The organism is Frondihabitans sp. 762G35, from assembly GCF_002074055.1.
GTDB lineage: Bacteria > Actinomycetota > Actinomycetes > Actinomycetales > Microbacteriaceae > Frondihabitans.
This window is the reverse complement of record NZ_CP014619.1, coordinates 2,256,086-2,282,995: the sequence shown is the minus strand read 5'-3', so window position 1 is coordinate 2,282,995 and position 26,910 is coordinate 2,256,086. Positions and strand designations below refer to the sequence as shown.

27 protein-coding genes and 4 tRNA genes are annotated in these 26,910 nt (G+C 70.5%); 22 read left to right on the top strand and 9 right to left on the bottom strand.

Annotated elements, in window-relative coordinates:
- Positions 1–40: 40 nt before the first annotated feature.
- The 6 genes from AS850_RS10845 (at position 41) to AS850_RS10820 (ending at position 5,625) form a co-directional block, all read left to right on the top strand.
- Positions 41–709, top strand: coding sequence for a hypothetical protein (locus tag AS850_RS10845; protein WP_164088429.1), 669 nt, complete (start codon positions 41–43; stop codon positions 707–709).
- Positions 706–2,349, top strand: a complete 1,644-nt coding sequence (locus tag AS850_RS10840; protein ID WP_123955489.1) for a hypothetical protein — start codon at positions 706–708, stop codon at positions 2,347–2,349. Before AS850_RS10845 ends, AS850_RS10840 begins: the two co-directional genes overlap by 4 nt.
- The gene (locus tag AS850_RS10835) at positions 2,350–3,120 is read left to right on the top strand and encodes a hypothetical protein (protein ID WP_119869128.1); all 771 of its coding nucleotides are present in this window, start codon (positions 2,350–2,352) and stop codon (positions 3,118–3,120) included.
- A gap of 153 nt (positions 3,121–3,273) precedes the next feature.
- Positions 3,274–3,355: transfer RNA gene (locus AS850_RS10830), tRNA-Tyr, on the top strand.
- A gap of 93 nt (positions 3,356–3,448) precedes the next feature.
- Positions 3,449–4,252: an inositol monophosphatase family protein gene (locus AS850_RS10825; RefSeq protein WP_119869127.1), complete on the top strand. Its 804-nt coding sequence runs from the start codon at positions 3,449–3,451 to the stop codon at positions 4,250–4,252.
- A gap of 236 nt (positions 4,253–4,488) precedes the next feature.
- A complete protein-coding gene (locus AS850_RS10820; protein ID WP_119869126.1) occupies positions 4,489–5,625 on the top strand; it encodes a M23 family metallopeptidase in 1,137 nt (378 codons plus the stop codon).
- A gap of 93 nt (positions 5,626–5,718) precedes the next feature.
- On the opposite strand, the gene AS850_RS10815 is transcribed toward AS850_RS10820, so the two are convergent.
- Positions 5,719–7,443, bottom strand: coding sequence for a glycoside hydrolase family 13 protein (locus tag AS850_RS10815; protein ID WP_119869125.1), 1,725 nt, complete (start codon positions 7,441–7,443; stop codon positions 5,719–5,721).
- Positions 7,444–7,519: 76 nt separating this feature from the next.
- Between AS850_RS10815 and AS850_RS10810 the strand changes: the two genes are divergently transcribed.
- Positions 7,520–8,479, top strand: coding sequence for an aldo/keto reductase (locus AS850_RS10810; protein ID WP_335589195.1), 960 nt, complete (start codon positions 7,520–7,522; stop codon positions 8,477–8,479).
- 15 nt (positions 8,480–8,494) lie between these two features.
- On the opposite strand, the gene AS850_RS10805 is transcribed toward AS850_RS10810, so the two are convergent.
- A complete protein-coding gene (locus AS850_RS10805) occupies positions 8,495–9,034 on the bottom strand; it encodes a 2'-5' RNA ligase family protein (RefSeq protein ID WP_119869123.1) in 540 nt (179 codons plus the stop codon).
- 132 nt (positions 9,035–9,166) lie between these two features.
- On the opposite strand from AS850_RS10805, the gene AS850_RS10800 reads away from it, so the two are divergent.
- From AS850_RS10800 to AS850_RS10790, 3 genes are all read left to right on the top strand, one after another.
- A complete protein-coding gene (locus tag AS850_RS10800; protein WP_119869122.1) occupies positions 9,167–10,141 on the top strand; it encodes an aldo/keto reductase in 975 nt (324 codons plus the stop codon).
- 136 nt (positions 10,142–10,277) lie between these two features.
- Positions 10,278–10,349, top strand: a tRNA-Thr gene (locus AS850_RS10795).
- 27 nt (positions 10,350–10,376) lie between these two features.
- Positions 10,377–10,450 (top strand) — tRNA-Met (locus AS850_RS10790).
- 154 nt (positions 10,451–10,604) lie between these two features.
- On the opposite strand, the gene AS850_RS10785 is transcribed toward AS850_RS10790, so the two are convergent.
- Positions 10,605–11,045: an HIT family protein gene (locus tag AS850_RS10785; RefSeq protein WP_119869121.1), complete on the bottom strand. Its 441-nt coding sequence runs from the start codon at positions 11,043–11,045 to the stop codon at positions 10,605–10,607.
- 551 nt (positions 11,046–11,596) lie between these two features.
- Complete coding sequence (locus AS850_RS10775) at positions 11,597–12,025, bottom strand: Hsp20/alpha crystallin family protein (protein ID WP_119869119.1); 429 nt, start codon at positions 12,023–12,025, stop codon at positions 11,597–11,599.
- Between the two features lie 202 nt (positions 12,026–12,227).
- Between AS850_RS10775 and AS850_RS10770 the strand changes: the two genes are divergently transcribed.
- From AS850_RS10770 to AS850_RS10760, 3 genes are read left to right on the top strand one after another with little or no spacing between them, the layout of a single operon-like run.
- Positions 12,228–13,526, top strand: a complete 1,299-nt coding sequence (locus AS850_RS10770) for a type III polyketide synthase (RefSeq protein ID WP_119869118.1) — start codon at positions 12,228–12,230, stop codon at positions 13,524–13,526.
- Complete coding sequence (locus AS850_RS10765; protein WP_119869117.1) at positions 13,523–14,344, top strand: methyltransferase domain-containing protein; 822 nt, start codon at positions 13,523–13,525, stop codon at positions 14,342–14,344. Before AS850_RS10770 ends, AS850_RS10765 begins: the two co-directional genes overlap by 4 nt.
- Positions 14,337–15,482, top strand: a complete 1,146-nt coding sequence (locus AS850_RS10760; RefSeq protein ID WP_119869116.1) for an FAD-dependent oxidoreductase — start codon at positions 14,337–14,339, stop codon at positions 15,480–15,482. Before AS850_RS10765 ends, AS850_RS10760 begins: the two co-directional genes overlap by 8 nt.
- Before the next feature lie 33 nt (positions 15,483–15,515).
- Here the strand turns inward: AS850_RS10760 and AS850_RS10755 are convergent, their stop codons facing one another.
- The gene (locus AS850_RS10755) at positions 15,516–16,364 is read right to left on the bottom strand and encodes a UbiA family prenyltransferase (protein ID WP_119869115.1); all 849 of its coding nucleotides are present in this window, start codon (positions 16,362–16,364) and stop codon (positions 15,516–15,518) included.
- A gap of 309 nt (positions 16,365–16,673) precedes the next feature.
- Between AS850_RS10755 and AS850_RS10750 the strand changes: the two genes are divergently transcribed.
- Genes AS850_RS10750 through AS850_RS10740 form a run of 3 tightly spaced genes read left to right on the top strand, consistent with a single transcriptional unit; the run spans position 16,674 to position 18,654 of the window.
- The gene (locus AS850_RS10750) at positions 16,674–17,120 is read left to right on the top strand and encodes an FAS1-like dehydratase domain-containing protein (protein WP_119869114.1); all 447 of its coding nucleotides are present in this window, start codon (positions 16,674–16,676) and stop codon (positions 17,118–17,120) included.
- Positions 17,117–17,548, top strand: a complete 432-nt coding sequence (locus AS850_RS10745; protein ID WP_119869113.1) for a MaoC/PaaZ C-terminal domain-containing protein — start codon at positions 17,117–17,119, stop codon at positions 17,546–17,548. The genes AS850_RS10750 and AS850_RS10745 overlap by 4 nt, the downstream gene beginning before the upstream one ends.
- 23 nt (positions 17,549–17,571) lie before the next feature.
- Complete coding sequence (locus AS850_RS10740; protein ID WP_119870265.1) at positions 17,572–18,654, top strand: UDP-N-acetylmuramate dehydrogenase; 1,083 nt, start codon at positions 17,572–17,574, stop codon at positions 18,652–18,654.
- Positions 18,655–18,685: 31 nt separating this feature from the next.
- On the opposite strand, the gene AS850_RS10735 is transcribed toward AS850_RS10740, so the two are convergent.
- Complete coding sequence (locus AS850_RS10735) at positions 18,686–19,903, bottom strand: pyridoxal phosphate-dependent aminotransferase (RefSeq protein ID WP_119869112.1); 1,218 nt, start codon at positions 19,901–19,903, stop codon at positions 18,686–18,688.
- Positions 19,904–20,069: 166 nt separating this feature from the next.
- On the opposite strand from AS850_RS10735, the gene AS850_RS10730 reads away from it, so the two are divergent.
- From AS850_RS10730 to rplA, 5 genes are all read left to right on the top strand, one after another.
- Positions 20,070–20,142 (top strand) — tRNA-Trp (locus tag AS850_RS10730).
- A gap of 145 nt (positions 20,143–20,287) precedes the next feature.
- Positions 20,288–20,569, top strand: a complete 282-nt coding sequence (gene secE / locus AS850_RS10725) for a preprotein translocase subunit SecE (protein WP_119869111.1) — start codon at positions 20,288–20,290, stop codon at positions 20,567–20,569.
- A gap of 127 nt (positions 20,570–20,696) precedes the next feature.
- Entirely contained in the window at positions 20,697–21,806 is a 1,110-nt protein-coding gene (nusG, locus tag AS850_RS10720) for a transcription termination/antitermination protein NusG (protein WP_119869110.1), read from the top strand.
- Positions 21,807–21,911: 105 nt separating this feature from the next.
- Positions 21,912–22,343, top strand: coding sequence for a 50S ribosomal protein L11 (gene rplK, locus AS850_RS10715; RefSeq protein WP_119869109.1), 432 nt, complete (start codon positions 21,912–21,914; stop codon positions 22,341–22,343).
- 81 nt (positions 22,344–22,424) lie between these two features.
- Positions 22,425–23,114: a 50S ribosomal protein L1 gene (rplA, locus tag AS850_RS10710; protein WP_119869108.1), complete on the top strand. Its 690-nt coding sequence runs from the start codon at positions 22,425–22,427 to the stop codon at positions 23,112–23,114.
- Between the two features lie 80 nt (positions 23,115–23,194).
- Here rplA and AS850_RS10705 read toward each other — a convergent pair whose 3' ends face one another.
- The gene (locus tag AS850_RS10705; RefSeq protein WP_119870264.1) at positions 23,195–24,157 is read right to left on the bottom strand and encodes an NADP-dependent oxidoreductase; all 963 of its coding nucleotides are present in this window, start codon (positions 24,155–24,157) and stop codon (positions 23,195–23,197) included.
- A gap of 158 nt (positions 24,158–24,315) precedes the next feature.
- Here AS850_RS10705 and AS850_RS10700 point away from each other — a divergent pair, with 158 nt between their 5' ends.
- Positions 24,316–24,972: a Pr6Pr family membrane protein gene (locus tag AS850_RS10700; RefSeq protein WP_119869107.1), complete on the top strand. Its 657-nt coding sequence runs from the start codon at positions 24,316–24,318 to the stop codon at positions 24,970–24,972.
- Here AS850_RS10700 and AS850_RS10695 read toward each other — a convergent pair.
- Positions 24,942–25,553 carry a YqaJ viral recombinase family protein gene (locus tag AS850_RS10695; RefSeq protein ID WP_119870263.1) on the bottom strand — a complete coding sequence of 204 codons (612 nt, stop codon included), beginning with the start codon at positions 25,551–25,553 and terminating at the stop codon, positions 24,942–24,944. The two genes, AS850_RS10700 and AS850_RS10695, sit on opposite strands and share 31 nt — an antisense overlap.
- Before the next feature lie 49 nt (positions 25,554–25,602).
- Entirely contained in the window at positions 25,603–26,793 is a 1,191-nt protein-coding gene (locus AS850_RS10690; protein ID WP_119869106.1) for an ROK family transcriptional regulator, read from the bottom strand.
- Between the last annotated feature and the right edge of the window lie 117 nt (positions 26,794–26,910).

Below are 26,910 nucleotides of genomic sequence, written 5' to 3'. Positions count from 1 at the left end.
GCAGGTGAAATTGAAATGCTAAGTTTTTGCCGTGAAGATATTGAGAGAACCACGAAAGAAAGTCCATCCTCGACGTCGCGCCGGTGTCATCGCTCTCGGCCTGAGCCTCTTCGCGGCTTCAGTCGCTGTCGCCGTCGCCGCCGGAGGGTTCGCCGGGGCGCAGGCAGCCACGGCCGGGGAGCCTCGGGCTGCGGGGGTGACCGTCCTGATGGGTGGCGACTTCGTCAACACCGGCACGGAGAGCCGCAACATCAGCCGCTGCGTCATCGGTGACGTCCTCGTGGGGAGGCAGCACGCGGGTGACGAGAACGGACCGACCTTCCATCGGTGCGCCAGCGTGAGGCCCAGCGACCCGCGCACCCATGAGATCGCGCAGCGACCCGAGGTCGTCAAGTCCGAGTGGATCACGGAGAGCTCGGGAGTCCGATTCACCTGCCCGACCGACACCGTCCTCTTCCAGCGCATGCACGTGAACGACGAGAACGGTCAGACCCAGTATCGGTGTCGCTCCTTCGACCTCGTAAGCCTCGAGGGCGGCTCGACGATGCGAGTCGTGACGAGCGATCCGGTCTGGTCCTCGTCGATCAAGGAGTCGGCGGGCACCGCGTTCTCGTGTCCGCGCGGTCAGGCCATGACCGGGCGCTTCCACACCGGCGATGAGAACGGCAGCACCGAGTACCAGTGCAGCTCCGTCGGGGTGTCCGGATGATCGGCATCACTTCCACGCCTTCGACGACCTCGACGAGGTCGACGTCCGCATCGATCGGTGATCGGGACAGGCGCTGGCTGAGTCTCGTGTGGCTCGTCGGCATCATGTCGCTCGTCCTGAGCCTCGTCACGGTCACGCCCGCGAGGGCCGTGGGTCAGGGTCCCGGCCCCGAGGACCTCGCCGAGATGGTCCTGCCCGACGCGGTTCCCGGCTCCGTCTGGCGTGCGGATACGCGAACCCCCGAGGCGCTGCGCGGGAAGGGGTTGGAAGCGCTGGGCGACAACTACAACCTCGCCGATCACCTGATGAACTCGAACCGCACACGGAACAGCGGCTGGATCTCGACGGCCGGCGACGAGGACACCGCGAGCTTCTTCGGCCAGTTCAGCTTGAAGAAACCCAACCCGGACGTCCCGGGGAGCATGATCCGCGCCGACTCGTACACGCTCTACGAGATCGCGCCGGATGCGCGGTTCACGAGCATGGAGATCTCCATGCACAAGGCGATGGTCGAGCATCCGGAGTGGGGCGATGCCTGGGAGGAGACGAGCAAGAGCAAATTCTTCGGTGATCTCCAGGCCGAGAACGAGTGGGCAGCGAAGGACAGGATCGACTGGTCCCAGGTCAAGTCGACTCAGAAGTGGTCGCGTGATCCCGTAACGGGAGAGTGGTCGGCGGAGGAGCGCGTCCCCAGCGCCGAGTTCGTCGAGCCGACCACGCGCCCCACGCTCGAGCCCCACCCCATCACCGAGGAGACGCTCTGCACGCGCAGGGCGGTCTGCGACTGGTCCGTCCCCGACGAGGACGCCCTGGCAGACCTGCACGCCGATCGGTTCTCCGGCGACTTCGACGACGTGACCTTCGAGCTGAAGCTCGATCGATTGGCGGATGACGAGTACGCCCTCCTCGCGCCGTTCCCCGAGACGAGCGAGGTCATCGAGGGGATCGGGGCCTCCTCCCAGGACTTCGCCGACTTCGAGGCCCTCGGTGCGGATCTCACCGAGGCATTCGGGGCGGATTCCCGTGCCCTGGCTGCCGCCTCGGCCGACCTGGACCTCCTCGCGTCGGTGGGCAAGTCCGCCGGCAAGGTGCTCGACTACGGGAGCGAGTTGGTTCCCTACCTGGGCATCGCAGCCACGGGCTACGCGATCCGCGGTGACATCGACGACGGCCGATGGGGCGATCTCGCCGCCGACGGCATCGCCGAAGCGCTGCAGACCGCCGAGGTCGCGTTCCCCGAGTTCATCCCGTTCCTCGAGCCTCTCCTGATGGCCGATCTCGCTCTCGAGGCCCTGGGCGACGCCGTCTGGGGCTGGCTCCATCCCAAGCCCGCGATCTCTCCGGAGCACCGCGACGAACTCGACTCGATGCTCGATGGCGTCGATGCGATCCTGCCCAACATCACCACGTCCTGGGATGCGGAACGGAAATCCGCCCTCGACACGTTCTACGCCGAGCACGTGCTGACGGCTCAGGCCGATCTCCTGGCGAACAAGCTGAAGTCCGACCTCGCGGTTCTGCGAGGGAGCTACGAAGCGACGCAGTTCGAGTTGGCCCGCCACGAGCGCGTCGTTTTCTCCCGAGCGAAGAACGACGGCGAACGCGTCAGAGTGACTGGCCAGTACAGCTATCACACGTGATTGCTCCAGGATGCTGCCAAGCGGGCCATCGATAATCGCGTCGAGCAGTACAGCGACCGATACCCCGCCTACGTGTCGGCCACCGCGGAGAGCACCTACTCCAAGAACGTCCTCGACACGTCTTTCGGCGATCAGTACTGGAGCGGCGTCGCGGCGCCGTATCTGGCTCAGGTCAAGGACGTCGCCCAGCGGATGTACTGGAATCAGACGCCCTGGCACAAGGATCTCAATCCCGCCGAGATCACGTGGTCGAACGCCTACCACGGCAGCTGGGTCGATTCTGCTCGGGACGCGGTCCTCCAGCGTGAGAGGGGGCGGACCGTCCCGAGTGATTTCAATGCCAAAGCTCTGACCGAGTCGCTCAGAGGGACCGTCCTCTCGAAGATCGCCTCGGCGCGAACGCTTCCCTTCGCACCGGCATCGCCTCCGCTTCCCGAGAACCCGGGTGGAGGAGGTCCGGACTTCCGGCCGTCGGCGGAGGCCACCGTCTGGCAGGTGGACGACGGGGCGATCCACCTTCGAGGTACGGGTCCGAGCGGTCAGATCGTGACGGTCGATCCGCGGGACGGCTCCAAGGTCTCCGTCTCGATCGACGCGGACGGTCGCTGGGAGCTCGACGTCCGCTGGAAAAGCGAGATCCTGTTCCCGCTCGTGTTCGAGGACGGAGCCGGAGTGAAGCAGAGCAGGAAATTCATGTTCTGGAACTGCTTCGTCCGTGACCCGGAGTACGAGGGTGAGGCCGCCTGCGATCCCTATCACATGGATTTCTAACCGAGCGACATCCGTGAGCCCGGTCGTCCGGTCTCCGTCGAACTCTCGCGACGGAGACCGGGCGGGAACCGGCCGGCGTGGTCTCGACCAGCCTCCAGAGGCTGTATTGTTGACGCGCACCATCGAACGGCCACAGGTCGTCGAGGAGCATCTGGCAAGTTACCCAAGCGGCCAAAGGGATCTGACTGTAAATCAGCCGGCGTAGCCTTCGGGGGTTCGAATCCCTCACTTGCCACGAGCCATTCACAACGGGTCGGCAGCGCGCGAGCGAGGCCGGCCCGTTCTGTCTGTGCCCGGAGCCGTGCCCGTATCCGACCGAGGAGACCGCATGACGACCCCCGACGAACTGCTCGCCATCGCCCTGGAGATCGCCCGCGAGGCCGGCTCGCTCGCCGCCCGCCGCCGCGCCGAGGGGGTCGAGGTCGCCGCGAGCAAGTCGAGCGCCGTCGACATCGTGACCTTCGCCGACCGCGAGGTCGAGGCCCTCGTCCGGAAGCGGCTCGCGGAGCGCCGCCCGGGCGACGGCTTCTTCGGCGAGGAGAGCGACGCGACGACATCCGAGACGGGCCTGACCTGGATCGTGGACCCGATCGACGGCACCGTCAACTTCCTCTACGGGATCCCGATGTACGCCGTCAGCATCGCCGTCGTCGAGGGCGGGCCCGACCCTCTCACCTGGAAGGCTCTCGCGGCCTGCGTCGTCAACCCGGCCTCCGGCGAGGAGTTCACCGCCGTCCGCGGCGGGGGCGCGCATCTCGGCACGGCGACCCTCCGGGTGTCGGCTCCGGCGTCCCTCTCGCAGTCGCTCCTCGCGACGGGCTTCTCCTACGATCCGAGCAGGAGGCGCGAGCAGGGCGAGAGCGTCGCCCGCCTCCTCGGCGTCGTCCGCGACATCCGCCGGGCAGGAGCCGCGTCCCTCGACCTCTGCTACGTCGCGGCCGGACGCCTCGACGCCTACGTCGAACGGGGTCTCTCCCCGTGGGACCACGCGGCCGGAGTGCTCATCGCCGAGGAGGCCGGTGCCGTCGTGCTGACGCCGTCAGGAGCCCCGGCGAGCCGGGAGCTCACGTTCGTCGCGGCTCCGGCCATCGCCGACGACCTCGGAAAGGCCCTGGCCGAGGCCGGATTCTGACGGCATCGCGAGCGAGATCGCGACGTTGCTCCGGCGACGCTCCAACGGGTGCCACCCCGACTGGGGTCGGAATATGTATTTCAAAGGGTAGAGACCGCGGGGGACTTTCTGTACTATGGGATGGGTCGTCTCGCCTTCGAGCATCTCGACGACACCTCTCCGGGCGAAGAAACCACCGTCTCTCCGCGCCCGGCAGCCCGCGTCTCTCCACCCCGAGCCCCGAGGAACGAACCGCTGTGACGAATCCCCTTCAGGTCGCCGACACCGAGGGCGACGGCACCCACGTGCCCGCCGCCGCTTCGATGACGCGACGTGAGGCGCGAGCTCGTGAGCGGGCGGCCCTCGCCGCCTCGGAGGCCGTCGACGTCGTCGCTCCGGCGGCCGCGAGGGTCGCGGTGCAGCCCGTCGTCGTCGAGCCCGCCGTGGTTCCCGTGGCCTCTCGGCCGGTCCGGGTCGAGGCGTCGGAGCCCGCGACGCCCACCGCGGAGCTCCCGACTCGTCGTTCCTCCCGCGCCGCCGAGAAGGCGACGCCGCTCCCCACCACTCCTCACCGCCAGGCCAGCGCCCGTCGTGCGCCCGCGCGCGTCCAGCGCGCAGCAGCCCCGCGACCCGTGGCACCGCGCTCCACCGGGCCCTCGAAGGCCCTCGTCCGCACCCGTCGCTTCAGCGCCCTCGGCGTCATGCTCTTCGTGGGCGCGACCATCGTGTCGACGTCGGTCCCCGCGAACGCCTACTTCGTCGACAGCCCCGAGAAGTCGGCCGTGAAGCTCGCCGTCGCCGCCGTCTCCGGCACGACCGTCGGTGGGACGACCACTCCCCAGGCGCAGGTCTTCGTCGCCTCGGGTGCGACGGCCGCCGAGCAGATCGGCCGCGACGGCTACTCGGTGACGAACCCCGTCATCCAGTCGACCGGCACGAGCCCCGGCTCGGCGTCCTCCAGCACGGGTGCGGTCCGCTGGCCGTTCCCGACGGCCGTGCCGATCAGCAGCGGTTTCGGTGGTCGTCAGGTCGCGAACTGCAGCTTCTGCTCCACGTTCCACCAGGGCCTCGACTTCACGCCCGGCTCCGGCACCCCGATCGAGATCGTCGCCGACGGCGTCGTCTCCAAGGTCGACCAGGGCAGCGGTGCCCTCGGGTACAACGTCTGGATCGATCACGTGATCAACGGGCAGAAGGTCACGACCGTCTACGCGCACATGATCGCCGGCTCCATCCGTGTCAGCCAGGGCCAGTCCGTCAAGGGCGGCCAGATCGTCGGCGAGGTCGGCAGCACCGGCAACAGCACCGGCGCGCACCTCCACTTCGAGGTGCACCTGAGCGGCATCCCCGTCGACCCGTTCCCGTGGCTGGTGGCCAACGCCGGAGCCGAGTAGCGGCTCCTGCCCCGAATATGAAGAAGAGCACCGACCCTCGGGGGTCGGTGCTCTTCTCGTCGGTGAGGGCTCTGCCCGTCAGGGCTCTCCTCGTCAGGGGAGCCGCAGCCAGACCGTCGCGTCGGGCGGAAGCGCGGAGCCGTCGAGGTCCACGGAGGCGAGCAGCTCCTCGGCGACGGGGAGCTCCACGGCCACTCGACCCGTGTTGGCGATGACCGTGACATCTCCGTTGCGGAACGCGACGACCTCGGGGCCGAAGCCGGTCAGCCACTCGACCGTGCCCGAGCCGAGTCCGTGGCGCGATCGCAGCTCGAGGGCGGAGCGGTAGAGCTCGAGGGTCGACCCGGCGGCTCCTGCCTGCGCGTCGCGCGCGTAGGGAGCCCAGTCGGCCGGCTGCGGCAGCCAGGAGGCGCCGGTGTCGCTGAACCCGAACGCGGGAGCCGCCGCCTCCCAGGGCAGCGGCACGCGGCAGCCGTCGCGGCCGTAGCGCTCTCCGGCCGTTCGGAACCAGGTCGGATCCTGCCGGGCGTCGTCGGGGAGGTCGATGGCCTCGGGGAGGCCCAGCTCCTCGCCCTGGTAGAGGTACGCCGACCCGGGGAGAGCCAGCATGAGAGCCGAGGCGGCGCGACCGCGGGCGAGGCCCACGACGGGATCGGGGCGGCCCGGGCTCCGGGGGCCGATGCCGTGGCCCTGGGGGCTGTCCGCTCCGAGCGCCAGGCGGGTGGCGTGCCGGACGACGTCGTGGTTCGACAGCACCCAGGTGCTCGGGGCACCGACGCTGCCGAAGACCTCGAGCGAGGCGTCGATCACGCGGCGGATCGACGGTGCCGCCCAGCCGCTCTCGAGGTAGGAGAAGTTGAAGGCCTGGTGCATCTCGTCGGGACGGACCCAGTTCGCCAGCTTGGCGAGCGGGTCGACCCAGGCCTCGGCCACCAGGATCCGGTCGCCGTCGTACTCGTCGAGGAGCTCGCGCCACACGCGGTAGATCTCGTGGACGCCGTCCTGGCCCCAGTAGGGCGGAGTCTCACCCGACTCCTGCCCGCCGCCCATGCTGCCCGCATCGGCGGGCGGCTGGTAGTCGGGGAGGCCGTCGGCCTTGATGAGCCCGTGGGCGACGTCGACCCGGAACCCGTCGACGCCGCGGTCGAGCCAGAACCGGAGGACGTCGAGGAAGTTCTCGCGCACCCACTCGCTGGTCCAGTCGAGGTCGGGCTGGGACGAGTCGAAGAGGTGGAGGTACCACTGGCCGGGGCGCCCGTCGGCCTCGGTCACGCGGCTCCAGGCCGGGCCGCCGAAGATCGACTGCCAGTTGTTGGGCGGCAGCTCGCCGGTCGGGCCCTTCCCGTCGCGGAAGAGGTAGCGCGAGCGGGCCTCGGAGCCGGGCTCGGCCGCCAGAGCCGCCTGGAACCAGGCGTGCGCGCTGGACGTGTGATTGGGGACGACGTCGACGATGACCCGGAGCCCCAGCGCAGTGGCTTTCGCCCGGAGCGCGTCGAAGTCGGCCAGCGTGCCGAAGAGCGGATCGACGTCGGCGTAGTCGGCGACGTCGTAGCCGGCGTCCTTCTGCGGGGAGCGGTAGAACGGCGACAGCCAGACGGCGTCGACCCCGAGGTGCGCGAGAGCGTCGAGGCGGGCCGTGATGCCTGGGAGGTCGCCGATGCCGTCGCCGTCGCTGTCGGCGAAGGAGCGCGGGTAGACCTGGTAGATGACGGCCGAGCGCCACCATTCGGAGCCGGTACCCGTCGTCGTGTCGGGGAGGGGAGCGCTCGACGGGGGAGCGTCGGTGTCGGTGGACGGCCGTGTGGCATCGATGGACATACCCAAAACGATACCGGCGGCGGTCGGATGCTCCGGCCCGGTAGGTCATCGGTTATCGTGATCCCACCTCGAACCGATTGGCCGCATCCTGGACCTCCTGCCCGACCTGACCGCCCTGACTTCGCGGTTTCCCCTCGCACTCGGCACCAACGTCTTCGGCTGGACGGTCGGCGCACCCACCGCGCTCGAGATCCTCGACGTCTTCGCCGCCGACGGCGGCACGGTCATCGACACGGCCGACGTCTACTCCGCCTGGCTGCCGGGCAACGCCGGCGGCGAGTCCGAGGCGATCATCGGGCGCTGGCTGGCGCGACCCGGAAACCGCGACCGCGTGGTCGTCAGCACCAAGTGCGGCCAGCACCCGGATGCGCCGGGGCTGACCCGCGCGAGCATCCGGCGGGCCGTCGACGCGTCGCTGCAGCGGCTCCGGACCGACCGGATCGACCTCTACTTCACCCACTTCGACGACGACGAGGCGCCGCTGGAGGAGACGGTCGGAGCGATGAGCGAGCTCGTCGACGAGGGCAAGATCGTCTACCCGGCGGCCTCGAACTACACCGGTGCCCGGCTCCGGCAGGCGCTCGCGATCGCCGATCGCGACGGGTTGCACCCGTTCCGCGCCGTCCAGTCGGCCTACAACCTCGTTCGCCGCGCCGACTACGAGAACGACGTGTCGCCGATCGTCGACCACTACGGTCTCGCGGTCCTGCCTCATTCGTCGCTCGCCTCGGGCTTCCTCACGGGCAAGTACCGCGACGCGGACAGCCGCGGCGACTCGCCGCGGGGCAACCGCGCGCTCAGCTACCTCACCGACGACAACCTGGCGACTCTCGACGTGCTGCTCGACCTCGCGAACCGCTACGAGGTGTCGCCGGCCGCCATCGCCATCGCCTGGCTCGCCTCGCGCGACAACGTCGTCGGCGCTCTCGCCAGCGCCCGGTCGACCATCCAGCTCGAGGGGCTGCTCTCGGCCGCCAGCGTCCCTCTCACGGAGGACGACCTGGCCCGTCTCACCGAGGCGTCGGCAGCGGCCTGACCGGCACCCCGCGGGTCAGAGGGGCGTGACCTCTCGCAGGGTCGAGTCCCAGCGGCGGGCGGCGGCGAAGTGTGCGGGGCCCTCCGCGTCCGGGGTGCCGGCCAGGGCGACGAGGGCGCGCCCGACCTGCTCGGCGGTGAGCCGCGACGCGAGGGTGACGTGCGGCGTCCAGCGGCCGGGCAGCGTGTGCGGGGCATCCTGCGCTCCGCCCTCCGCGCCGTCGGGCGCGCCGACGATCCCGTGGACGGTCTCGTGCAGTCGCAGGATCCGCGTGCCCGCCACCGCGAGCCGGGCCAGCACGAGCCCCCGGGCCGCCGTCCCGAAGACGACGAGGCCGCCCAGCTCGACGGGCACCGGGAGCGCCCCGAACGCGGCTCGGAGCTCGTCGTCGTGCGATGCGTCCAGACTGCCGCGGGCGAGCAGGGTGACGTGCGGGGCGTTCGACGCGCCCGCGTGCCGCGCCTGGCTCGGCAGATCGGCCTCGAGGAGCGCGGACCACTGGGTGCGGACGTGGGCGTCGGTGGCGTCGTCGAGGAGGAGCTCGAGGCTGTGCATCCTGCCATCGTGGCCCCTGCCGCGCGCGTGATGCCCGGGGCGCACGGAATGCACCGAGCCGGGAGGCGTTGGGTGGAGGGAACCCCGTCACCATCCGCGGTGGACGTCACCGCAGAAAGAAGGACCGGCCTCATGACCGATGCACCCCTGATCCCCGTCGGCGGAAGCGACCTGCGCGTCTTCCCGATCAACCTCGGCGGCAACGTGTTCGGCTGGACGGCCGACGAGGAGACCTCGTTCGCGGTCCTCGACGCCTACGCCGCCGCGGGCGGCAACTTCATCGACACCGCCGACGTCTACTCGGCCTGGAACCCCGGCAACTCGGGGGGCGAGTCGGAGGAGATCATCGGGCGCTGGATGGCGTCCCGCGGCAACCGCGACGACATGATCGTGGCCACCAAGGTGGGCATGCTGGAGGGGCTCAAGGGCACCTCCCGCGACGTCGTGCGTCGCGCCGTCGACGACTCGCTCCGCCGGCTCGGAACCGACCGGATCGACCTCTACTACGCGCACAGCGACTTCCCCGACCGCCCCGTGGAAGAGGCCGTCGAGGCCCTCAACGAGCAGGTCGAGCTCGGCAAGGTCCGGACCATCGGAGCGTCGAACTTCACGGGTCAGCGGCTCGAGCAGGCCCTGCGCTTCAGCGAGTCGGAGGGCATCGCCTCCTACGTCGCGATCCAGAACAAGTACAGCCTCGTCGAGCGCGGTGACGTCGAGGGCACGTCGAACGGGCCGAGCGTCGCCTCCGTCGCCCTGGCCGAGAACGTCTCCGTCCTGCCCTACTCGTCGCTGGCCTCCGGCTTCCTGACCGGCAAGTACCGCGACGGCTCGACCGTCGACAGCCCCCGGGCCGGGGGAGCCTCCGCCTACCTCGACGACCGTGGTCGCCGGGTCCTGGCCGAGCTGGACCGCGTCGCCGGAGCCCACGGCGCCTCCGTGTCGACCGTCGCCCTCGCGTGGCTCCTGGCGCAGCCCTCCGTCGGAGCGCCCATCGCCAGCGCGCGGAACCTCGAGCAGCTGCCCGACCTCCTCGCCGCGGCGACGCTGAGCCTCTCGGCCGACGAGGTCGCCGCTCTCTCCGCGGCGTCCGAGGTCGTTTCCGCGTAGGTCCGGGGCCGGCGCCTCGGCTCGAGTCGGAGCTCCGGGGTGCGCCCGTGTCACGTGGCGCGGGCGCCCCCGAAGTCCTGCTATTCTCGTGTGGTGCCATTGCGGGGCCGAGAGATCGGCTCCGTTTCCAGGTCACGCCCCCTTAGCTCATTGGTAGAGCACTTCCTTGGTAAGGAAGAGGTAGTGGGTCCGATTCCCACAGGGGGCTCCGCAGGCCCAGCGCGGTCGGCGATGCGGCGGGGTAGCTCAGGTGGTTAGAGCACACGGCTCATAATCGTGGTGTCGCGGGTTCGAGTCCCGCCCTCGCTACAGCAGAACGGCTCCGCTTCGGCGGGGCCGTTCGTCGTTCCGCTGTGTCGCGTCCCCGCGCCCGTCTCGTCCTCGCCCCGCGAGACTCCGCGACTCGCCGCTCACCTTCGCGGGGGAGCGCCAATCGCGGAGTCACGCGGCACGCCACCCCGCGTCACTCGAACATCTCGGCGAGCAGCGCTCCCGGATCGCCGTCGACGACGTGCCCCGAGGATCCTGCCGGCCAGAACGTGATCCCGTCATCCGCCCAGCACGGCACGACGTGCAGGTGGAAGTGCGGCACGCTCTGCCCCGCGTCGACGCCGGTGGCCTGCAGGAGCACCGTGCCCGTCGCTCCCAAGCCGCCCTTCATGGCACGGCCGACGCGCTGCGCGAGATCCACGGTGGCGTGCAGGGCGCGGGGCGAGGCGTCGAGCAGACCGAGGGAGTGCTCGCGCGGCACGACGAGCGTGTGGCCGGGCGCGAGACGGGAGTCGGGGAGCGGGAGGAACGCCACGGCATCCTCGTCGCGGTCGATCCACCGTGTCGAGTCCGGCTCATCGCGGACGATGCGGCAGAACGTGCAGGTGGGGTCGTCGTCGGTCGCGCCTGTCATCGATCCAGCATGCCAGCCGGCCGACCCCGCCAGGGTCTCGTCCCGGCTCGGTCGGCCGTCCCACCTCGCCCCGCGAGACTCCACGACTCGCCGCTCACCTTCGCGGGGGAGCGCCAATCGTGGAGTCTCACCCGTCCGCCGCCGCACCCCGCCTCGCGAGACTCCACGACTCGCCGCTCATCTTCTCTGCGGAGCGCCAATCGTGGAGTCTCGCGGCGCGGGATCCAGCGCAGGATGCGCGGGGGCGACCTCGCCCAGGGGCGGAAGGTCGAGCGGGCATCCTGAACAGACGCCACAGCCACCTCCGTATCGGCCCATCCGCGGGAGGCCCGTGGACGACCGTCCAGCGCGACTCGCACCAGCGCGTGCCCCACCTCGGGACCACCCTCGAGAGCGGCCAGGATCAGGATCGCCTCGGCCTCGCGGACGACGTCGTCCTCCGCGTAGGGCCACGACGTCGTGTCCTTGAGCTCGGCAACCAGGAGCATCTCGTCCTCCTCGTCCACGGAGCGTCGGCCGGGGCCCTCGGGCCCCGGCCGATCCGCCCCCCTTTAGCTGGTCACGGAGTGCTGCTCGGTCGTCTGGCCGGAGGTGACCGCGATCTTCCGCGGCTTCGCGCGCTCGCTCACGGGGATCACGAGCGACAGCACGCCGTTCTCGTAGTGGGCGGTGATGCCGTCGGGATCGACGCCCTCGCCGAGGCTGAACTGGCGGAGGTAGGAGCCGTGGGGTCGCTCCTGCGCCAGCCACTTGGCTCCGGACCGGGTGTCCGCCGTGCGGTTGGCCCGGACGGTGAGGAGCTGGCCGTCGACGTCGATGTCGACCGATCCGGGATCGATGCCCGGCAGGTCGGCGTTCAGGACGTAGCGATCGCCGTCGCGGTAGAGGTCGACCGGCATGAAGCGCGGCCCCTGACGGCTTCCGAGGAGAGCGCCCGTGAGACGGTCCAGCTCGGTGAAAGGATCGAAAGACATGGCCATGATGAAGAGTCCCCTTTCGGTGTTCGCATGTGGAGTTGGCCTGTCGCGGTTCAGCACCGCGACACCAGAAAGATAGAACCGACGCGAGCGCGATAGCTCGAGATCTGCTCAGAACCGGCTGCGAAAATTCTTGGACGGGCGGGACGGGGTCGGCCCCACCCCACCTGAAAGCCCGCCGACCCGGCGGGAGTTAGCATGACTCATGGTCGCCATCCGCTCCATCGAGACCGCCGTCCCCGCGACCGTGATCCGACAGTCCGAGTTCCGCGACCTCCTGACGGGGCAGCCCGGCTACGGGCGGCTGGGCAGGCGCCTCGTGGGCGCGGCCTTCGACGCGTCGGCCATCGAGACGCGGCACACCGTGATCGAGGAGTTCGGCGACGGGGCGGGCCCCGCGGATCCTGCGTTCCTCGACCGCGAGAGCGGCGCCATCCTCGTGCCCGGGACGGGTGCGCGCAACGACGCCTACGTCCGTGCCTCGCGACCCCTGATCGTCGACGCCGCGCGGAAGGCGCTCGCGGCGGCACCCGACCTCGACCCGAGCGACGTCACCCACGTCGTGACCGTCTCCTGCACGGGTTTCTCGGCGCCCGGCCCCGATTACGTCCTCGTGCGCGAGCTCGGACTCCGCCCGTCCGCGCAGCGGTACCACCTCGGCTTCCTCGGTTGCTACGGCGCTTTCCCGGCGCTCCGGGCGGCCGAGCAGTTCTGTCGGGCCGACCCCGACGCCGTCGTGCTGGTCGTGTCCGTCGAGCTCTGCTCGCTCCACGTCCACCTCGACGACGACCCCGACACGATCGTCGCGGCCTCCGTCTTCGCCGACGGCGCCGCGGCCGCTCTCGTCACGGCTCGGCCCGCTCCGAGCGGGGTCGCCCTGCTCGATCTCGACGCCTTCGAGACCACGGTCATCCCCGAGGGGGAGACCGCCATGGCCTGGAGCATCGGCGACCGCGGCTTCGACATGGTGCTGTCGAGCTACGTTCCCCGGATCGTCGAGCAGCACGTGGGCGACGCCCTCGAACCGCTCCTCGAACGCGATCCCGAGATTCGGGGCGCGCTCGCCGCGGGTCTGGCCCCCGCCGAAGCGATCGACCGCTGGGCGGTCCACCCCGGAGGCCGCAGCATCCTCGACCGGGTCCAGACGGCCCTGGGGCTCTCCGACGAGCAGGTCGACGACTCCCGGAGCGTCCTGCGCGACTACGGCAACATGTCGAGTGCGACGGTGCTGTTCGTGCTGCGGCGGCTCCTGCATCCTGCGGGCCGCGAGCCGGAGGCCGGAGCCGAGGCCGTGATCGTCGAACGAGAGCTGGTCGGAGCCGGAGCCGGAGCCGGTGGTGTCGCCGACATGGGGGCTGCGCTCCCGGCGGCTCCCGCGATCATCCCGCCCGCGTCGACACCCGCGCAGGATGCCCGGCCCGAACGCATCTGCGCGATGGCCTTCGGCCCGGGCCTCACCGTGGAGACCGCCCTGCTGACGCGCCGCCTCTCGGACGGCCGATGACCGTGCCCGACCTGACCCACCGCGAGACGCGCGCTCTCGAGCTCATGGACGACCCGGACTGCGACCTCGTCGCCCTCGAGCGCACCTACCGGCACTTCGCCCTCGTCAACGGTGTCGTCGCGGGCTGGCGACGCGTGTACCGCCGCCGCATCCGGCCCCTGCTCGAGGCGTCTCCCGACGGCCGGCTCACGGTGCTTGACATCGGGTCCGGGGCCGGCGACGTGCCGCGGGCTCTCGCCGACCGTGCCCGGCGCGACGGCTACCACCTCGACATCCTCGCCGTCGATCCGGACCCCCGGGCGCACGCCTTCGCGACCGCGGAGCGCAGGAGCCCCGTGCCGGGCGCCGCACCCGGACGAGACGCCACCCTCGCCTTCGATCGGACAACCAGCCGAGCGCTCGTCGACGAGGGGCGCCGGTTCGATCTCGTGCTGTCGAATCACGTCCTCCACCACCTCGATCCGGTCGACCTCGGAGACCTCCTCGACGACAGCGCCCGGCTCGCGACGACGCTCGTGCTGCACAACGACATCGAGCGCTCCCGCCTGGCGTACCTGCTGTACGCCGCGGCGACGCTCCTGCCGTTCCGCGGGTCGTTCATCCGTCACGACGGGCTCCTGTCGATCCGCCGGAGCTACCGGGTCGACGAGCTGCGGCGCGAGGTCCCCGCGGGGTGGAAGGTGGAGGGGCAGTTCCCGTTCCGGCTGCTGCTGACGCGAACGGGCACCCCGGAAACCGATCTCGAGGCCGCTGCCGAGGCGGCCGCTGCCCAGGGGGCCGGCGGCGCCGCAGCCCACCCGGGAGGCACCGATGCGTGACGTCGTCGTGGTGGGTGGCGGCCCGGTCGGCCTGTTCCTCGCCGCACTGCTGGCGGAGCGCGGACTCGACGTCGAGGTCTGGGAGAAGCGGCGATCGCCGGCGGCCCTGTCGCGGGCCATCGGCATCCATCCGCCCTCGCTCACCGCGTTCGAGGCCCTCGGGATCGCGACGACCGTCGCCGAGCGGGCCGTGCGCATCCGACGTGGAATCGCCCGGAGCGGCGACCGCACGCTCGGCATCGTGCGGTTCGACGGTGTGAGCCCGACGTTCGGGTTCGTCGCGGCGCTGCCGCAGCACGAGACCGAGTCGATCATCGAGGCGAGACTCGAGGAGCTCGCCCCCGAGTCGCTCCGCCGCTCGGTCGAGCTCGTGGCCCTCGACGACGTCGACCCCGGGGTGGTGCGCCTGCACGGACGCACGGTCGACGGAGAGGACGTCTTCGAGATGGCCCGCTTCGTCGTCGGCGCGGACGGCCCGCGCAGCACCGTCCGGCGGCTCCTGGGCATTCAGGCCCCGCTCAAGGCCTACCCCGATCCCTACTCGATGGGCGACTTCCGCGACGACACCGGCCACGGTGCGGACGCCGTCGTGCACCTCGAGGCGGCGGGTGTCGTCGAGTCGTTCCCCCTGCCGAACGGGCTCCGGCGGTTCGTGCTCCACACGGGTAAGCCGCTCGTCCGGCCGACCGCCGAGCAGATCGCGGAGCTCGTCACCCGGCGCACGGGCACCCCGGTCGATCCCGCCACGGCCGGGACGGTCGCCTCGTTCGCCACGCGCCGCCGCCTCGCGCAGCATCTGGTCCGCGGCCGCGTGGTCCTCGTCGGCGACGCCGCGCACGAGATCAGCCCCATCGGCGGCCAGGGGATGAACCTCGGCTGGCTCGACGCGGAGGCGTTGACGCCGCTCCTGGTCGCGAGCCTCGGGCGGGATCGGCCCGACGCCGCCGCGTTCGACGACTACGAGCAGCGGCGGATCCAGGCGGCGCGCCGAGCCGCCCGCCAGTCCGAGATCAACATGGCCATCGGGCGACCCACGGGTCCGGTCCGGCGAGCGGCGCGCGACACCGCGTTCGGCGTCGCCCTCGCGAGCCCGCTCGGCGGGGTGCTCGCCCGCGCCTACTCCATGACGCTCTCGTGACGGCCCGCAGGATGCCCGGCCCGATGACGCCGGTCAGCCGACGAGTCGCGTCCCGCTGAGAACCAGCTCCACGGCGATCACGAGCGATGCGGCGATCACGAGCCGGAAGAGCGTGCGGTCCGGCTCGCGGGTGAGCACCAAGCGGATCCCCACCAGCGCGATCCCGAGCGTCACGACGAGTCCGACGATCGAGATCGCGCTGACGCCGTTCACCGGGTGCGCGACGACGGGCCCGAAGGCGGTGAACAGTCCCGCCACGACGAGGGCGGCGAAGGCCACGATCCCCGACGCCCGGGCCCCGAGCCGGTGGGGGAGTCCGCGCACGTCGGTGGCCTCGTCGTCGGCGAGGTCCGGCAGGACGTTCGTGAAGTGGATGGCGACCCCGAAGAACGCCCCGGCGAGGAGGGCCCAGACCGCGGCGGGCTGCCCGTACTGGCCGGCGAGCGTCACGATGTCGGGGAGCAGCCCGAAAGCGACCACGAACGGGACCACGGAGAAGGGCGTGCGCTTCAGGCCCGCGTTGTACGCCCAGCCCGACGCGATCAGGACGGCGTGGGCGACGGCGGCCGGACGTCCCAGCGCCACGGAGACGGCGAGGGCCACGACGGCCGTCGTGATCGCGGCGCGACGCACGAGTCTCACGGGGACGAGCCCCTGCGCGACGGGCTTGTCCGTGCGGCCGGCGACACGATCCCGCTCGGCGTCGATCCAGTCGTTCGAGAAGCCGATGGAGAGCTGGCCGAGGAGGACGGCGACGGCGATCACGAGGATCCGGGCCGGCGCATAACCGAGGCCGGTCGCCAGGAGGGCCGCCAGGATCGTGACGGCAAGGGTCGGCCCCGGATGCGAGGACAGCGCGAGGGACCGCGCCCGGGAGAGCATCCCCACAGCCTAGGGGCGGAGCGCCTCCGGCCCGCGGCGATCCGCGGAGGGGAGGGGAACGGTGTGGCCCGGCCGAGTCGCTCGGCGGGGCCACACCTCTGGTGCCCGGACGGCGGTACAGCCCGGATTCCGCTTCGGAACCCACGGCGGGTCGGAACCAGGGGGGATCCGCCACGCCGTCGGAACGGGCACTCACGTCGAGTTACCATCCCAGACGTGTGCGTGATCATACGCCTCCCCGAGCCTCAGGAGAAGGGGACGTCCGCCCCGATTCGGGGGCGCCGTCGGCACCGCTCTAGACTGGCCCGCGTGTCAGTGAACCCCGCGCTCCAGGGGCGGACCTTCCCGCCCGCTCCGCCGTATCTCGTGGGCCGCGAGAAAGTCCGCGAGTTCGCTCGCGCGACCTCGTCCGAGAGCAGGCTCTCCTTCGACGTGGAGGCGGCCCGCGCGGCCGGTTTCCGCGACGTCGTGGCGCCCCCGACCTTCGCCATCGTCGTGCAGGAGTCGACCCTCCAACAGCTCCTCGCCGAGCCGGACGCGGGCATCGACTTCACGCGCGTCGTCCACGGCGACCAGCGGTTCCAGTACTCCCGTCCCGTCGTGGCCGGCGACGAGCTGACCGCGACGCTGACGGTCACGTCGGTCAAGTCCCTCGGCGGCCACTCGATGGTCACGGCCGAATCCGTCCTGGTCGACGCCGACGGCGCGCACGTCGTCACCACCACGTCGACCCTCGTCGTCCGGGGCGACGAATGAGCGCCGCCCTGGAGGTCGGCCTCGTGGTCGCCGAGAGGGCGTTCTCCCTCTCCCGCGACTCGCTCGTCCGGTACGCCGGCGCCTCCGGCGACTTCAACTCCATCCACTACCGCGACGACGTCGCCGCGGGAGTCGGCCTGCCCGGCGTGCTGGCGCACGGGATGCTCACGATGGGCGTCGCGGTCCAGCCGGTCGTGTCCTGGCTCGAGGGCGACGACGCCCCCGGAGCCGCGGGCTGGGTCACCGACTACCAGGTCCGGTTCACCCGGCCCGTCGTCGTCGACCCGGAGCGCGGGGCCGAGATCACCGTCACGGCCAAGATCGGGCAGCTCGACACCGAGGCTCGCACGGCGCGCGTCGACCTGACCGTCACGTTCGAGGGCGCCACCGTCCTCGGCAAGGCCCAGGTGCGAGTGGCTTGGTCGTGACCGCGCTCTCCGACCTGACGACCATGCAGGTCGGCGGGGTGCCCTCGCGCCTCGTCGTCGCCACGGAGCACGACGAGCTGCTCGAGGCGGCTCGGGAGATCTTCTTCGCGGGCGACGACGAGTGGTTCGTCCTCGGCGGCGGCTCCAACACCGTGGCCGCCGACGAGGGGTTCGAGGGCACGGTCCTCCGGGTGGCGACTCGGGGCGTCGAGCGCCTCGACGCGCCCGAGGGCCGCGTGCGTCTCCGGGTCCAGGCGGGGGAGGACTGGGACGACCTCGTCCGCCACACGGTCGACAACGGCTGGGCCGGCATCGAGGCGCTCAGCGGGATCCCCGGATCGACGGGGGCCTCGCCCGTCCAGAACATCGGGGCCTACGGCCAGGAGGTCTCCTCGAGCCTCGTGAGCGTCGACTTCCTCGACGCCGAGACGGGGGAGTTCCGCAGGATCCCGCGCGCCAACCTCGGCCTCGACTACCGCACGAGCGTCTTCAAGCCGACCACCGCCACCGCGGGGCGCCGCGGGGTGATCACCGCCGTCGAGTTCGAGCTCCTCGACGACTCCGCCCTCGGGACCCCGATCGCGTACGCCCAGCTCGCCACCGCCCTGGGGGTGGAGCTCGGGAGCCGCGTCCCCGTCGCCGACACCCGCCGTCGCGTCCTCGAGCTCCGGGCCCGCAAGGGCATGGTGCTCGACCCGTCCGACCGCGACACCTTCTCGAGCGGGTCGTTCTTCACGAACCCGATCGTGCCGCGCGAGGCCCTCGACGCGATCCCCGCCGACGCGCCGCGGTGGGAGACCGCCCCGGAGCCCCGCGACGTGGCCGTCCCCCTCGGCGAGCAGCCCGCGCCCCCGCCTCCGGCGAACGACTCCGGGGTCAAGCTGAGCGCCGCGTGGCTCATCGAGCACGCGGGCCTCGGCAGGGGCTTCCACCTCCCGGGCTCCGGTGCGGCGCTCTCGTCGAAGCACACGCTCGCGATCACCAACCGCGGGGGAGCGAAAGCCGAGGAGGTGGCCCAGCTGGCGCGTTACGTGCAGAGCAGGGTCGCCGCGGAGTTCGGCGTCGTCCTGCAGCCGGAGCCCGTGCTCCTCGGCCTCGCCCTCTGACGATCGACGCGCGGAAAGCGCGGGGACGCCCCTAGGAGAAGAGCCTCTGCAGCCGCCGGACGCCCTCGAGGAGGTCGTCGTCGCCCAGGGCGTACGACAGTCGGAGGTAGCCGCTCGGCCCGAACGCCTCGCCGGGGACGGTCGCGACCTCGGCCTGGTCGAGGATGAGGTCGGCGAGCTCCAGCGAGGTCGTCGGCGTCACGCCGCCCCAGGTGCGGCCGAGGAGCCCCGTCACGTCGGGGTAGACGTAGAAGGCGCCCTCGGGGGTCGGGGTGACGATGCCGTCGATCGCGTTCAGCTCGGCGACGATCGTCTTGCGCCTCGCGTCGAAGGCCCGGCGCATGGTCTCGACCGACTCCTGCGAGCCCGTGAGGGCCGCGAGAGCGGCGCGCTGCGAGATGTTGGACACGTTCGACGAGAGGTGCGACTGGAGGTTCGACGCGGCCTTCGTGACGTCGGCCGGGGCGATCATCCAGCCGAGGCGCCAGCCCGTCATGGCGTAGGTCTTCGCGACCCCGTTGACGAGGATGGTCGTGTCGGCGAGAGCCGGGACAGCCTCCGTGATGGAGACGGCCTTCACGCCGTCGTAGACCAGGTTCTGGTAGATCTCGTCGGTGATGACCCAGATGCCGTGCTCGAGGGCCCACTCGCCGATGGCGCGCGTCTGCTCCTCGGAGTAGACGGCGCCGGTGGGGTTGGAGGGGGAGACGAAGAGGAGCACCTTGGTGCGCGGGGTGCGGGCGGCCTCGAGCTGCTCGACGGTGACGAGGTAGCCCTGGTCGGCTCCGGCGAAGACGTCGACGGGGACGCCGCCGGCGAGCTTGACCGCCTCCGGGTAGGTGGTCCAGTACGGGGTGGGCAGGATGACCTCGTCGCCGTCGTCGACGATGGAGGCGAACGCCTGGTAGACGGCCTGCTTGCCGCCGTTGGTGACGATGACCTGCGAGGGGGAGACGTGCGTGCCGCTGTCGCGGAGGGTCTTCTCGGCGATCGCCTCCCGCAGCTCGGGGAGGCCGGCGGCGGGGGTGTAGCGGTGGTTGCGCGGGTCGCGCGCCGCCGCGACGGCGGCCTCGACGATGTGCTCCGGCGTGGCGAAGTTCGGTTCGCCCGCGGCGTAGCTGATGACGTGCTTGCCCTCGGCCTGGAGCGCCTTGGCCTTCGCATCGACCTTGAGCGTCGCGGATTCGGCGATCGCGGCGATGCGACGGGAGAGGCGGGCGTGGTCGGTGGTCTGGGCGGGACTGTTCACGGCGATCAGCCTACCGGGAGCCCCCGCGGGGCGACAGGCCGCAGGAGCCGCCAACTTTACTTGCCCAGGCGGGTCACCTACACTTGTCTGCGGCGGTCGAAAAGGCCCTGATTTTCCATGCCTGGCGCAAGCTGCGCAGACGATCGGGGCGAGGTCGGCCGGCCGAAGGGCGGTGGCTCAATTGGTAGAGCAGCGGTCTCCAAAACCGCAGGTTGCAGGTTCAAGTCCTGTCCGCCCTGCACCCTCATCCTCGCGGAAGCGCGGACAGGACCCCGCTCGTGCGAATGCGCGGGCAGGACGCCCCACCCGCGCAGAAGCGCGGGCAGGACGAACGGCTCGTGGCCTCCGGCCGGGTAGTCGACCACTCGGAAGGTAAGTGCGACAGTGGCGAGAAAAGACGTGGACGTTCCCAGCGAGGACGTCGTCGCGATCGCGAAAGCCGACGGTGCCGAGCGGCGCGGGCGTTTCGCTCGCATCGCGCTCTTCCTCCGCCAGGTCATCAACGAGCTCAAGAAGGTCGTCACCCCGACCCGCAAGGAGCTCGTGAGCTACACGGGCGTCGTCCTCGCGTTCGTCGTCATCATGATGGCTCTCGTCTTCGGCCTCGACACGCTGTTCGGGTTCCTCGTGCAGTACGTCTTCGGCAACGGGGTCAACCCCGGCTGATCCCTCGGGGGTCGCGATCGGCGGGGGCTCAAGGGCAAGACCACCGCATCCGGAACACCGAAACCTCACGAGCACGACCGCCGGGCGACCCGCTGCGGTCGCCACCACACCAACGGAAGAAGAACCTTTGCCTGACAACGAGCGCGACGACATCGACCTCGCCACCGCCGCTGAGCAGTCCTCCGAGGTCGAAGAGGCCCAGGAGGGCTCGACGCAGACGGCCGACGAGGAGTCCGTCGAGCCCGCCGAGCAGGAGGCGCTCACCGTCACCGACGAGAACGAGGCCGGCTCGAGCGACGTCACCGACCTCGACGAGCTGCTGAACAGCCTCAGCGAGGCCAAGGACGACGAGGCCGACGCCATCGTCGACGACGCTCTCGAGATCGACGACCCCGCCGAGGCGGAGGCCGCGGTCGAGGCGACGGAGGACGAGGCCGAGGAGGATGCCGAGGAGCACCAGGCCGACGGCGACGCCGTCGGGACCTTCGACGCCGTCACCGAGATCGAGTCCGCCGAGACCGACCAGACCGTGCAGGACGCCGACGTCGAGGCCGCCTTCGGTTCCGGTGAGAGCGACGTCGCCACCGTCGTCGTGGACGAGGAGGACGAGGCCGAGGTCGACCCGTACGAGGCCTTCCGCTACGAGCTCCGTGGCAAGCCCGGCAAGTGGTACGTCATCCACTCCTACGCGGGCTTCGAGCGTCGCGTGAAGCAGAACATCGAGAACCGCATGGTCTCCCTCACCATGGAGGACTTCATCTACCAGGTGGAGGTCCCCATGGAAGACGTGGTCGAGATCAAGAACGGTCAGCGCAAGCTCGTCACGCGCGTCCGGATCCCCGGCTACGTCCTCGTCCGCATGGACCTCAACGAGGACAGCTGGTCCGTCGTGCGCCACACCCCGGGCGTCACCGGCTTCGTCGGCAACGCGCACAACCCGACCCCCCTCCGCTTCGAGGAGGCCTTCAACATGCTGAAGAGCCTCGTCCAGGTGCAGGAGGCGGCTCCCGCCAGCAAGGGCGGAGCCAAGGGCGGCAAGGCGGCGCAGCGCGTCATCCCGGCCGAGGTCGACTTCGAGATCGGCGAGACGATCACCATCAAGGAGGGCTCGTTCGCAGGCCTTCCCGGAACGATCAACGAGATCAAGCCCGAATCGGGTAAGCTCACGGTGCTCGTTTCGCTCTTCGAGCGCGAGACGCCGGTCGAGCTCAGCTTCGACCAGGTCACCAAGCTCTAACCCCCCCCCCCCAAGTTTTTCAGACCACCGGATCCCTGCACCGCAGATTCCGGGAGAGCACGCTGCAACCGCAGCGAGTTCGAATCCACCAGAAGGAAGAAACACATGGCACCGAAAAAGAAGGTCACGGGTCTGATCAAGCTTCAGATCAACGCCGGCGCCGCGAACCCCGCCCCGCCCATCGGCCCGGCCCTGGGTCAGCACGGCGTGAACATCATGGAGTTCTGCAAGGCGTACAACGCGGCCACCGAGTCGCAGCGCGGCAACGTCATCCCCGTGGAGATCACCGTCTACGAGGACCGCTCGTTCACGTTCATCCTCAAGACGCCCCCGGCCGCCGAGCTCATCAAGAAGGCCGCCGGTCTCGCCAAGGGCTCGTCGACCCCGCACACCGTCAAGGTGGGCAAGCTCACCCAGGAGCAGGTCCGCGAGATCGCCACCGCCAAGCAGGCCGACCTCAACGCCAACGACATCGACGCCGCGGCGAAGATCATCGCCGGCACCGCCCGCTCCATGGGCATCACCGTCGACGCCTAGGCATCGGCGACACCCCCCAAGACATCCAGTGGGAGAGCCGGCCAGGCTCGTAACCACGCTCTCGAAATCAGGAGATTTCCCATGGCTCAAAAGTCGAAGGCCTACCGGGCCGCTGCCGAGAAGATCGAGGCAGGCAAGTTCTACAGCACCAGCGAGGCCGTCCAGGTCGCGCGCGAAACCGGCTCCAAGAAGTTCGACTCGACCGTCGAGGTCGCGTTGAAGCTCGGTGTCGACCCCCGCAAGGCCGACCAGATGGTCCGCGGCACGGTCATCCTGCCTCACGGCACGGGTAAGACCGCCCGCGTCATCGTCTTCGCGACCGGTGCCGCGGCCGAGGCCGCCATCGCCGCGGGCGCCGACGAGGTCGGTGGCGACGAGCTGATCGAGAAGGTGGCAGGCGGCTACACCTCGTTCGACTCCGCCGTCTCGACGCCGGAGCTCATGGGCAAGGTCGGTCGTCTGGGCAAGGTCCTCGGCCCGCGCGGCCTCATGCCGAACCCCAAGACCGGCACCGTGACCCCGAATGTCGCTCAGGCCGTCAACGACATCAAGGGCGGAAAGATCGAGTTCCGAGTCGACAAGCACTCGAACGTGCACTTCGTCATCGGCAAGGCCGGCTTCACCGAGGAGCAGCTCAACGCCAACCTCGACACCGCCCTCGACGAGGTCACCCGCCTCAAGCCGTCCTCCTCGAAGGGCCGCTACATTACGAAGGGCACCGTCTCGACCACCTTCGGTCCCGGCATCCCCCTCGACGTCAACGCCCTCTAGGTCGACGCGCACCACGTAGCGCGACAGAAGCCCCGTACCGACCGGTACGGGGCTTCTTCGCGTCGGAGCGTCGGTGGCGGCTACTCGTCGGCGATCTTGAGAACGAGCTTCCCGCGCGTGTGGCCGCGGGCGAGGGTGCGATGGGCATCGGCGGCGTCCTCGAGGTCGTAGACGTCGTCCACGTAGACTCCGACGTCGCCGGAGTCGATGAGCCGGGCTATCACGGCCAGGCACGTGGCGTCGGGGGCGACCGCGTACCCGGTGAGGCGGACGCCGGCCGAGTCCGCCGCATCCTGCAGGACCGATGTCGGCGGGGCCGACACTGCGACCAGGGTGCCGCCGGGACGGACGAGGTGCACCGTGCGGAGGGCCGTGTCCGTGTCGCCGACGAGATCGAGGGCGACGTCGACCGGTGCGACGGAGTCCTCGAACGCGCCGACCGTGTGGTCCACGACCTGGGCCGCACCGAGCTGGCGAAGCCAACTGGCGTTGCGCGCGGAGGCGGTCGTCACGACGTGCGCGCCGAAGTAGGCGGCGAACTGGACGGCGAAGTGCCCCACTCCACCGGCTCCGGCGTGGATCAGGATGCGCTGTCCCTCGTGGGCCTTCGCGACGTCGACCACGAGGCCCCAGGCCGTGAGCGCGGCGAGGGGGACACCCGCGGCTTCGACGTGCGACAAGGTACCGGGCTTCCGGGCGACGGAGAGCGCCGGCACCGAGACGAACTCGGCATAGCTCCCCGCCGACCGGGGGACGCTCGCGACCCCGTAGACCTCGTGGCCGGGCTTCAGGGGGTGAAGAGCGTAGGGGCTCTCGACGACGACGCCGCTGAAGTCGCAGCCCAGGACGGCGGGGAGTTCCGGCGAACCGCAGCTCCCCGCGCGCCCCTCTCGGGCCTCGACGTCGAACGGGTTGACCCCGGCGGCGAGCACGCGGACCAGCACCTCGGATCCCAACCGGGTAGGCGTCGGGATCTCTCGGGGGAGGAGGACGTCCGGTCCGCCGTTCTCGGTGATGACCATGGCGCGCATGGTGCTGGTCATCGCTGGCCTCTCGGTCGTCGTCGTCATCGCTGGCCTTCCGTGGTTGCGGGATGCGGCTGTCGGGTCAGGCGCGTTGCGTTCCTTCAGTAAAGGGCCGGGATGATTCCGATGTGTTTCCGGGGTGTCACTGACGAGGAAACTATGGGTACTCTCAACGGATGAGAACGCTGTTCGCCGTTTTGCGACTGGTCGCCGCCGTGGCGATCGTCGTCGCCGTGGTGGCCCAGTGGGTCGAGGCGATGAAGGACACCAAGTACTTCTTCTTCAACTTCTTCGGCTACTTCACGATCCAGAGCAATCTGCTCATCGCCGTGGCGTTCGCGATCACCGCCGTGTACGGCTTCCGGCGGAGAGAGCAGCCCGAGTGGCTCGTCGTCGTGCGAGGCGCGACCACGACGTACCTCGCCACGACGGGCGTCGTCTACAACCTGCTCCTGGCCAACCTGCCCGCGGGCGATTTCAACGTTCCGTGGTCGAACGACATCCTCCACAAATGGATCCCGCTCTTCGCGGTGCTGCAGTGGATCCTCTTCGGCGACCGGCCGCCGATCGCCTGGCGGCGACTCTGGATCTTCCTGGTCTATCCGATCGTCTGGCTGATCGCGACGCTCCTGCGGGGCCAGAGCTTCGTGCCCTACCCGTTCCTCAACGTCACGGTGCTGGGTGCGGGCGGTGTCGCCATCTACTGCGTCGCCATCACGGCGTTCATCATCGGGATGAGCGCGCTGGTGATCTGGACGAGCCGGTTCCGCATCCTGCGACCCGAGGGGGCCGAGGCGGTCCGTCACGACCGGGCGAGCGTCTCCAGCACCTGATCGGCGAGCGTCACCAGGCGGTGGATCTCGTTGTCGTCGCGCTCGACCCACTGGCAGTGCGGATCGCCTGACATCGGGACGAAGTCGACGTGCTGCTCCCAGACCACGAGGGTGCGCTCGGCGCCGAGCACGTACTGCTGCCACCACACCTGGCGGAGATAGGAGCGCGGGATGCTCCGCCACTCCTTCTTGGTCGTCTTGATCTCGGCGAGAACGACGGTGCCGTCGGGCCGCTGCCCCACGCCGTCGGGCGTCGCCAGGTGCTGCTTGCGGTGACGCGAGTGGAAGAGCTTGCTGCTGGGCGCGATCGAGTGGTGCCTCTCGACCCAGCGCGCGATCTCCGGCTCACGGGCGCGCCCGTGGTCGGTGTAGGCGTTCCCGGCGAACCCGGAGCCGTAGAGCTTGTCGATCACGACCGCCTGGATCGCCGCGGCGCTCGAGAGCCGGGCCACGTCGGTCGCCGTGATCCCCGTGCTGCGCGCTCGGAGCCAGGCGATGCGATCCGTGGAGTCGGCGAGGATGCGACCGGTGTGGTGCTCGGCAGGGTCGGGCTCGTCCCAGAGGGAGAGGGTCGGCTGCACGAGGGTCACCCCACCATTCTCTCTCGCCGGCGGCGTTCCGGTGGCAGGATCAGGTCGCGGCGGCGAGCGTGTCGAGCCCGGCGGGGGAGAGGGCGTGGTGGATCGCCAGCATGCTGGCCCCCAGGATCGCGGCGTTCTCCGCCGCCCGGGACTGCACGATGGTGAGGTGCTCCGTCGCCAGGGGCATCGACCGCGAGTAGACGACCTCGCGCACCCCGGCCAGGAGATGCTCGCCCGCCTCGGCCATCGATCCCCCGATGGCGATGACGGACGGGTTGATGAGGTTCACGCAGGTGGTGAGGACCTCACCGATGTCGCGCCCCGCCTGCCGAACGGCGCGGACCGCCTCGATGTCGCCCCGGCGCACGAGCTCGACGACCTCCGCCCCCGTGGTGACGTCGCGGCCGAGGTGGCGCAGGCCCTGCGCGATCGCGGGGCCGGCGGCGACGGCCTCGAGGCACCCCGTGTTGCCGCAGCGGCAGGCGATGCCGACGGCCCGGGCGACGGGGATGTGGCCGATGTCGCCGGCGATGCCCTGGGCGCCGCGCTGCAGGAGGCCGCCGGAGATGATGCCGGACCCGATCCCGGTGGCGACCTTCAGGAAGAAGAGGTGGTCGACGCCCGGCCAGGAATGCTGCCTCTCGCCGAGCGCCATGATGTTGACGTCGTTGTCGACGAAGACGGGCACGTCGATGTGCTGCTGGACCCAGGTCGGTACGTCGAAGGCGTCCCAGCCCGGCATGATCGGCGGGTTGACGGGGCGACCGGTGCTGAACTCGACCGGGCCGGGGAGCCCGATGCCGGCCGCGATCAGATCGGCGCGCTCCTTGCCGAGCTCGGCGAGCAGCAGATCGACGTGCTCGACCATCCAGGTGAGCACCGGCTCCGGGCCGAGCCCGATCTCGAGCTTCTCGCGGTGGCTGACGAGTTCGCGGCCCATCAGGTCGGTTAGGGCGACGTGGGCGTGGCTCGCGCCGAGGTCGGCGGCGAGCACGACCCGGGCGGAGGGCAGCAGGGCCACGCGCGAGGGCGGACGGCCACCGGTCGACACCGCGTCGGCGACGGGCCCGATCAGGCCCAGCTGGGTGAGCGCGTCGAGGCGCAGGCCGATGGTGGATCGGGCGAGCCCGGTCATCGCGGAGAGTTCCGCCCTCGTCCGGGGACGCCCGTCGCGGAGGAGCTGGAAGAGGTCGCCCGCCCCCGTCGTTCCGAGGACCGACGTGCGGAGCGCGTCTGACATGAGAGGAGTAAATCACAGCTTCCGCGCGGACACAGCCAAAGATGTCGACAGGCCGACACCTTTTGCTTGACCCTCGACAGAAGTGGTCCTATCGTGAGACGCGGTCAGCGAAGACCG

What these genes read in the sequence shown, in the direction of transcription:
- AS850_RS10840 (WP_123955489.1), top strand. Translation starts at nt 706, where the DNA reads ATGATCGGCATCACTTCCACGCCTTCGACGACCTCGACGAGGTCGACG.
- AS850_RS10825 (WP_119869127.1), top strand. Translation starts at nt 3,449, where the DNA reads ATGACGACCCCCGACGAACTGCTCGCCATCGCCCTGGAGATCGCCCGC.
- AS850_RS10815 (WP_119869125.1), bottom strand. Translation starts at nt 7,443, where the DNA reads ATGTCCATCGATGCCACACGGCCGTCCACCGACACCGACGCTCCCCCG.
- AS850_RS10805 (WP_119869123.1), bottom strand. Translation starts at nt 9,034, where the DNA reads ATGCACAGCCTCGAGCTCCTCCTCGACGACGCCACCGACGCCCACGTC.
- AS850_RS10800 (WP_119869122.1), top strand. Translation starts at nt 9,167, where the DNA reads ATGACCGATGCACCCCTGATCCCCGTCGGCGGAAGCGACCTGCGCGTC.
- AS850_RS10785 (WP_119869121.1), bottom strand. Translation starts at nt 11,045, where the DNA reads ATGACAGGCGCGACCGACGACGACCCCACCTGCACGTTCTGCCGCATC.
- AS850_RS10775 (WP_119869119.1), bottom strand. Translation starts at nt 12,025, where the DNA reads ATGGCCATGTCTTTCGATCCTTTCACCGAGCTGGACCGTCTCACGGGC.
- AS850_RS10770 (WP_119869118.1), top strand. Translation starts at nt 12,228, where the DNA reads ATGGTCGCCATCCGCTCCATCGAGACCGCCGTCCCCGCGACCGTGATC.
- AS850_RS10765 (WP_119869117.1), top strand. Translation starts at nt 13,523, where the DNA reads ATGACCGTGCCCGACCTGACCCACCGCGAGACGCGCGCTCTCGAGCTC.
- AS850_RS10760 (WP_119869116.1), top strand. Translation starts at nt 14,337, where the DNA reads ATGCGTGACGTCGTCGTGGTGGGTGGCGGCCCGGTCGGCCTGTTCCTC.
- AS850_RS10755 (WP_119869115.1), bottom strand. Translation starts at nt 16,364, where the DNA reads ATGCTCTCCCGGGCGCGGTCCCTCGCGCTGTCCTCGCATCCGGGGCCG.
- AS850_RS10745 (WP_119869113.1), top strand. Translation starts at nt 17,117, where the DNA reads ATGAGCGCCGCCCTGGAGGTCGGCCTCGTGGTCGCCGAGAGGGCGTTC.
- AS850_RS10740 (WP_119870265.1), top strand. Translation starts at nt 17,572, where the DNA reads ATGCAGGTCGGCGGGGTGCCCTCGCGCCTCGTCGTCGCCACGGAGCAC.
- rplK (WP_119869109.1), top strand. Translation starts at nt 21,912, where the DNA reads ATGGCACCGAAAAAGAAGGTCACGGGTCTGATCAAGCTTCAGATCAAC.
- rplA (WP_119869108.1), top strand. Translation starts at nt 22,425, where the DNA reads ATGGCTCAAAAGTCGAAGGCCTACCGGGCCGCTGCCGAGAAGATCGAG.
- AS850_RS10705 (WP_119870264.1), bottom strand. Translation starts at nt 24,157, where the DNA reads ATGACCAGCACCATGCGCGCCATGGTCATCACCGAGAACGGCGGACCG.
- AS850_RS10700 (WP_119869107.1), top strand. Translation starts at nt 24,316, where the DNA reads ATGAGAACGCTGTTCGCCGTTTTGCGACTGGTCGCCGCCGTGGCGATC.
- AS850_RS10690 (WP_119869106.1), bottom strand. Translation starts at nt 26,793, where the DNA reads ATGTCAGACGCGCTCCGCACGTCGGTCCTCGGAACGACGGGGGCGGGC.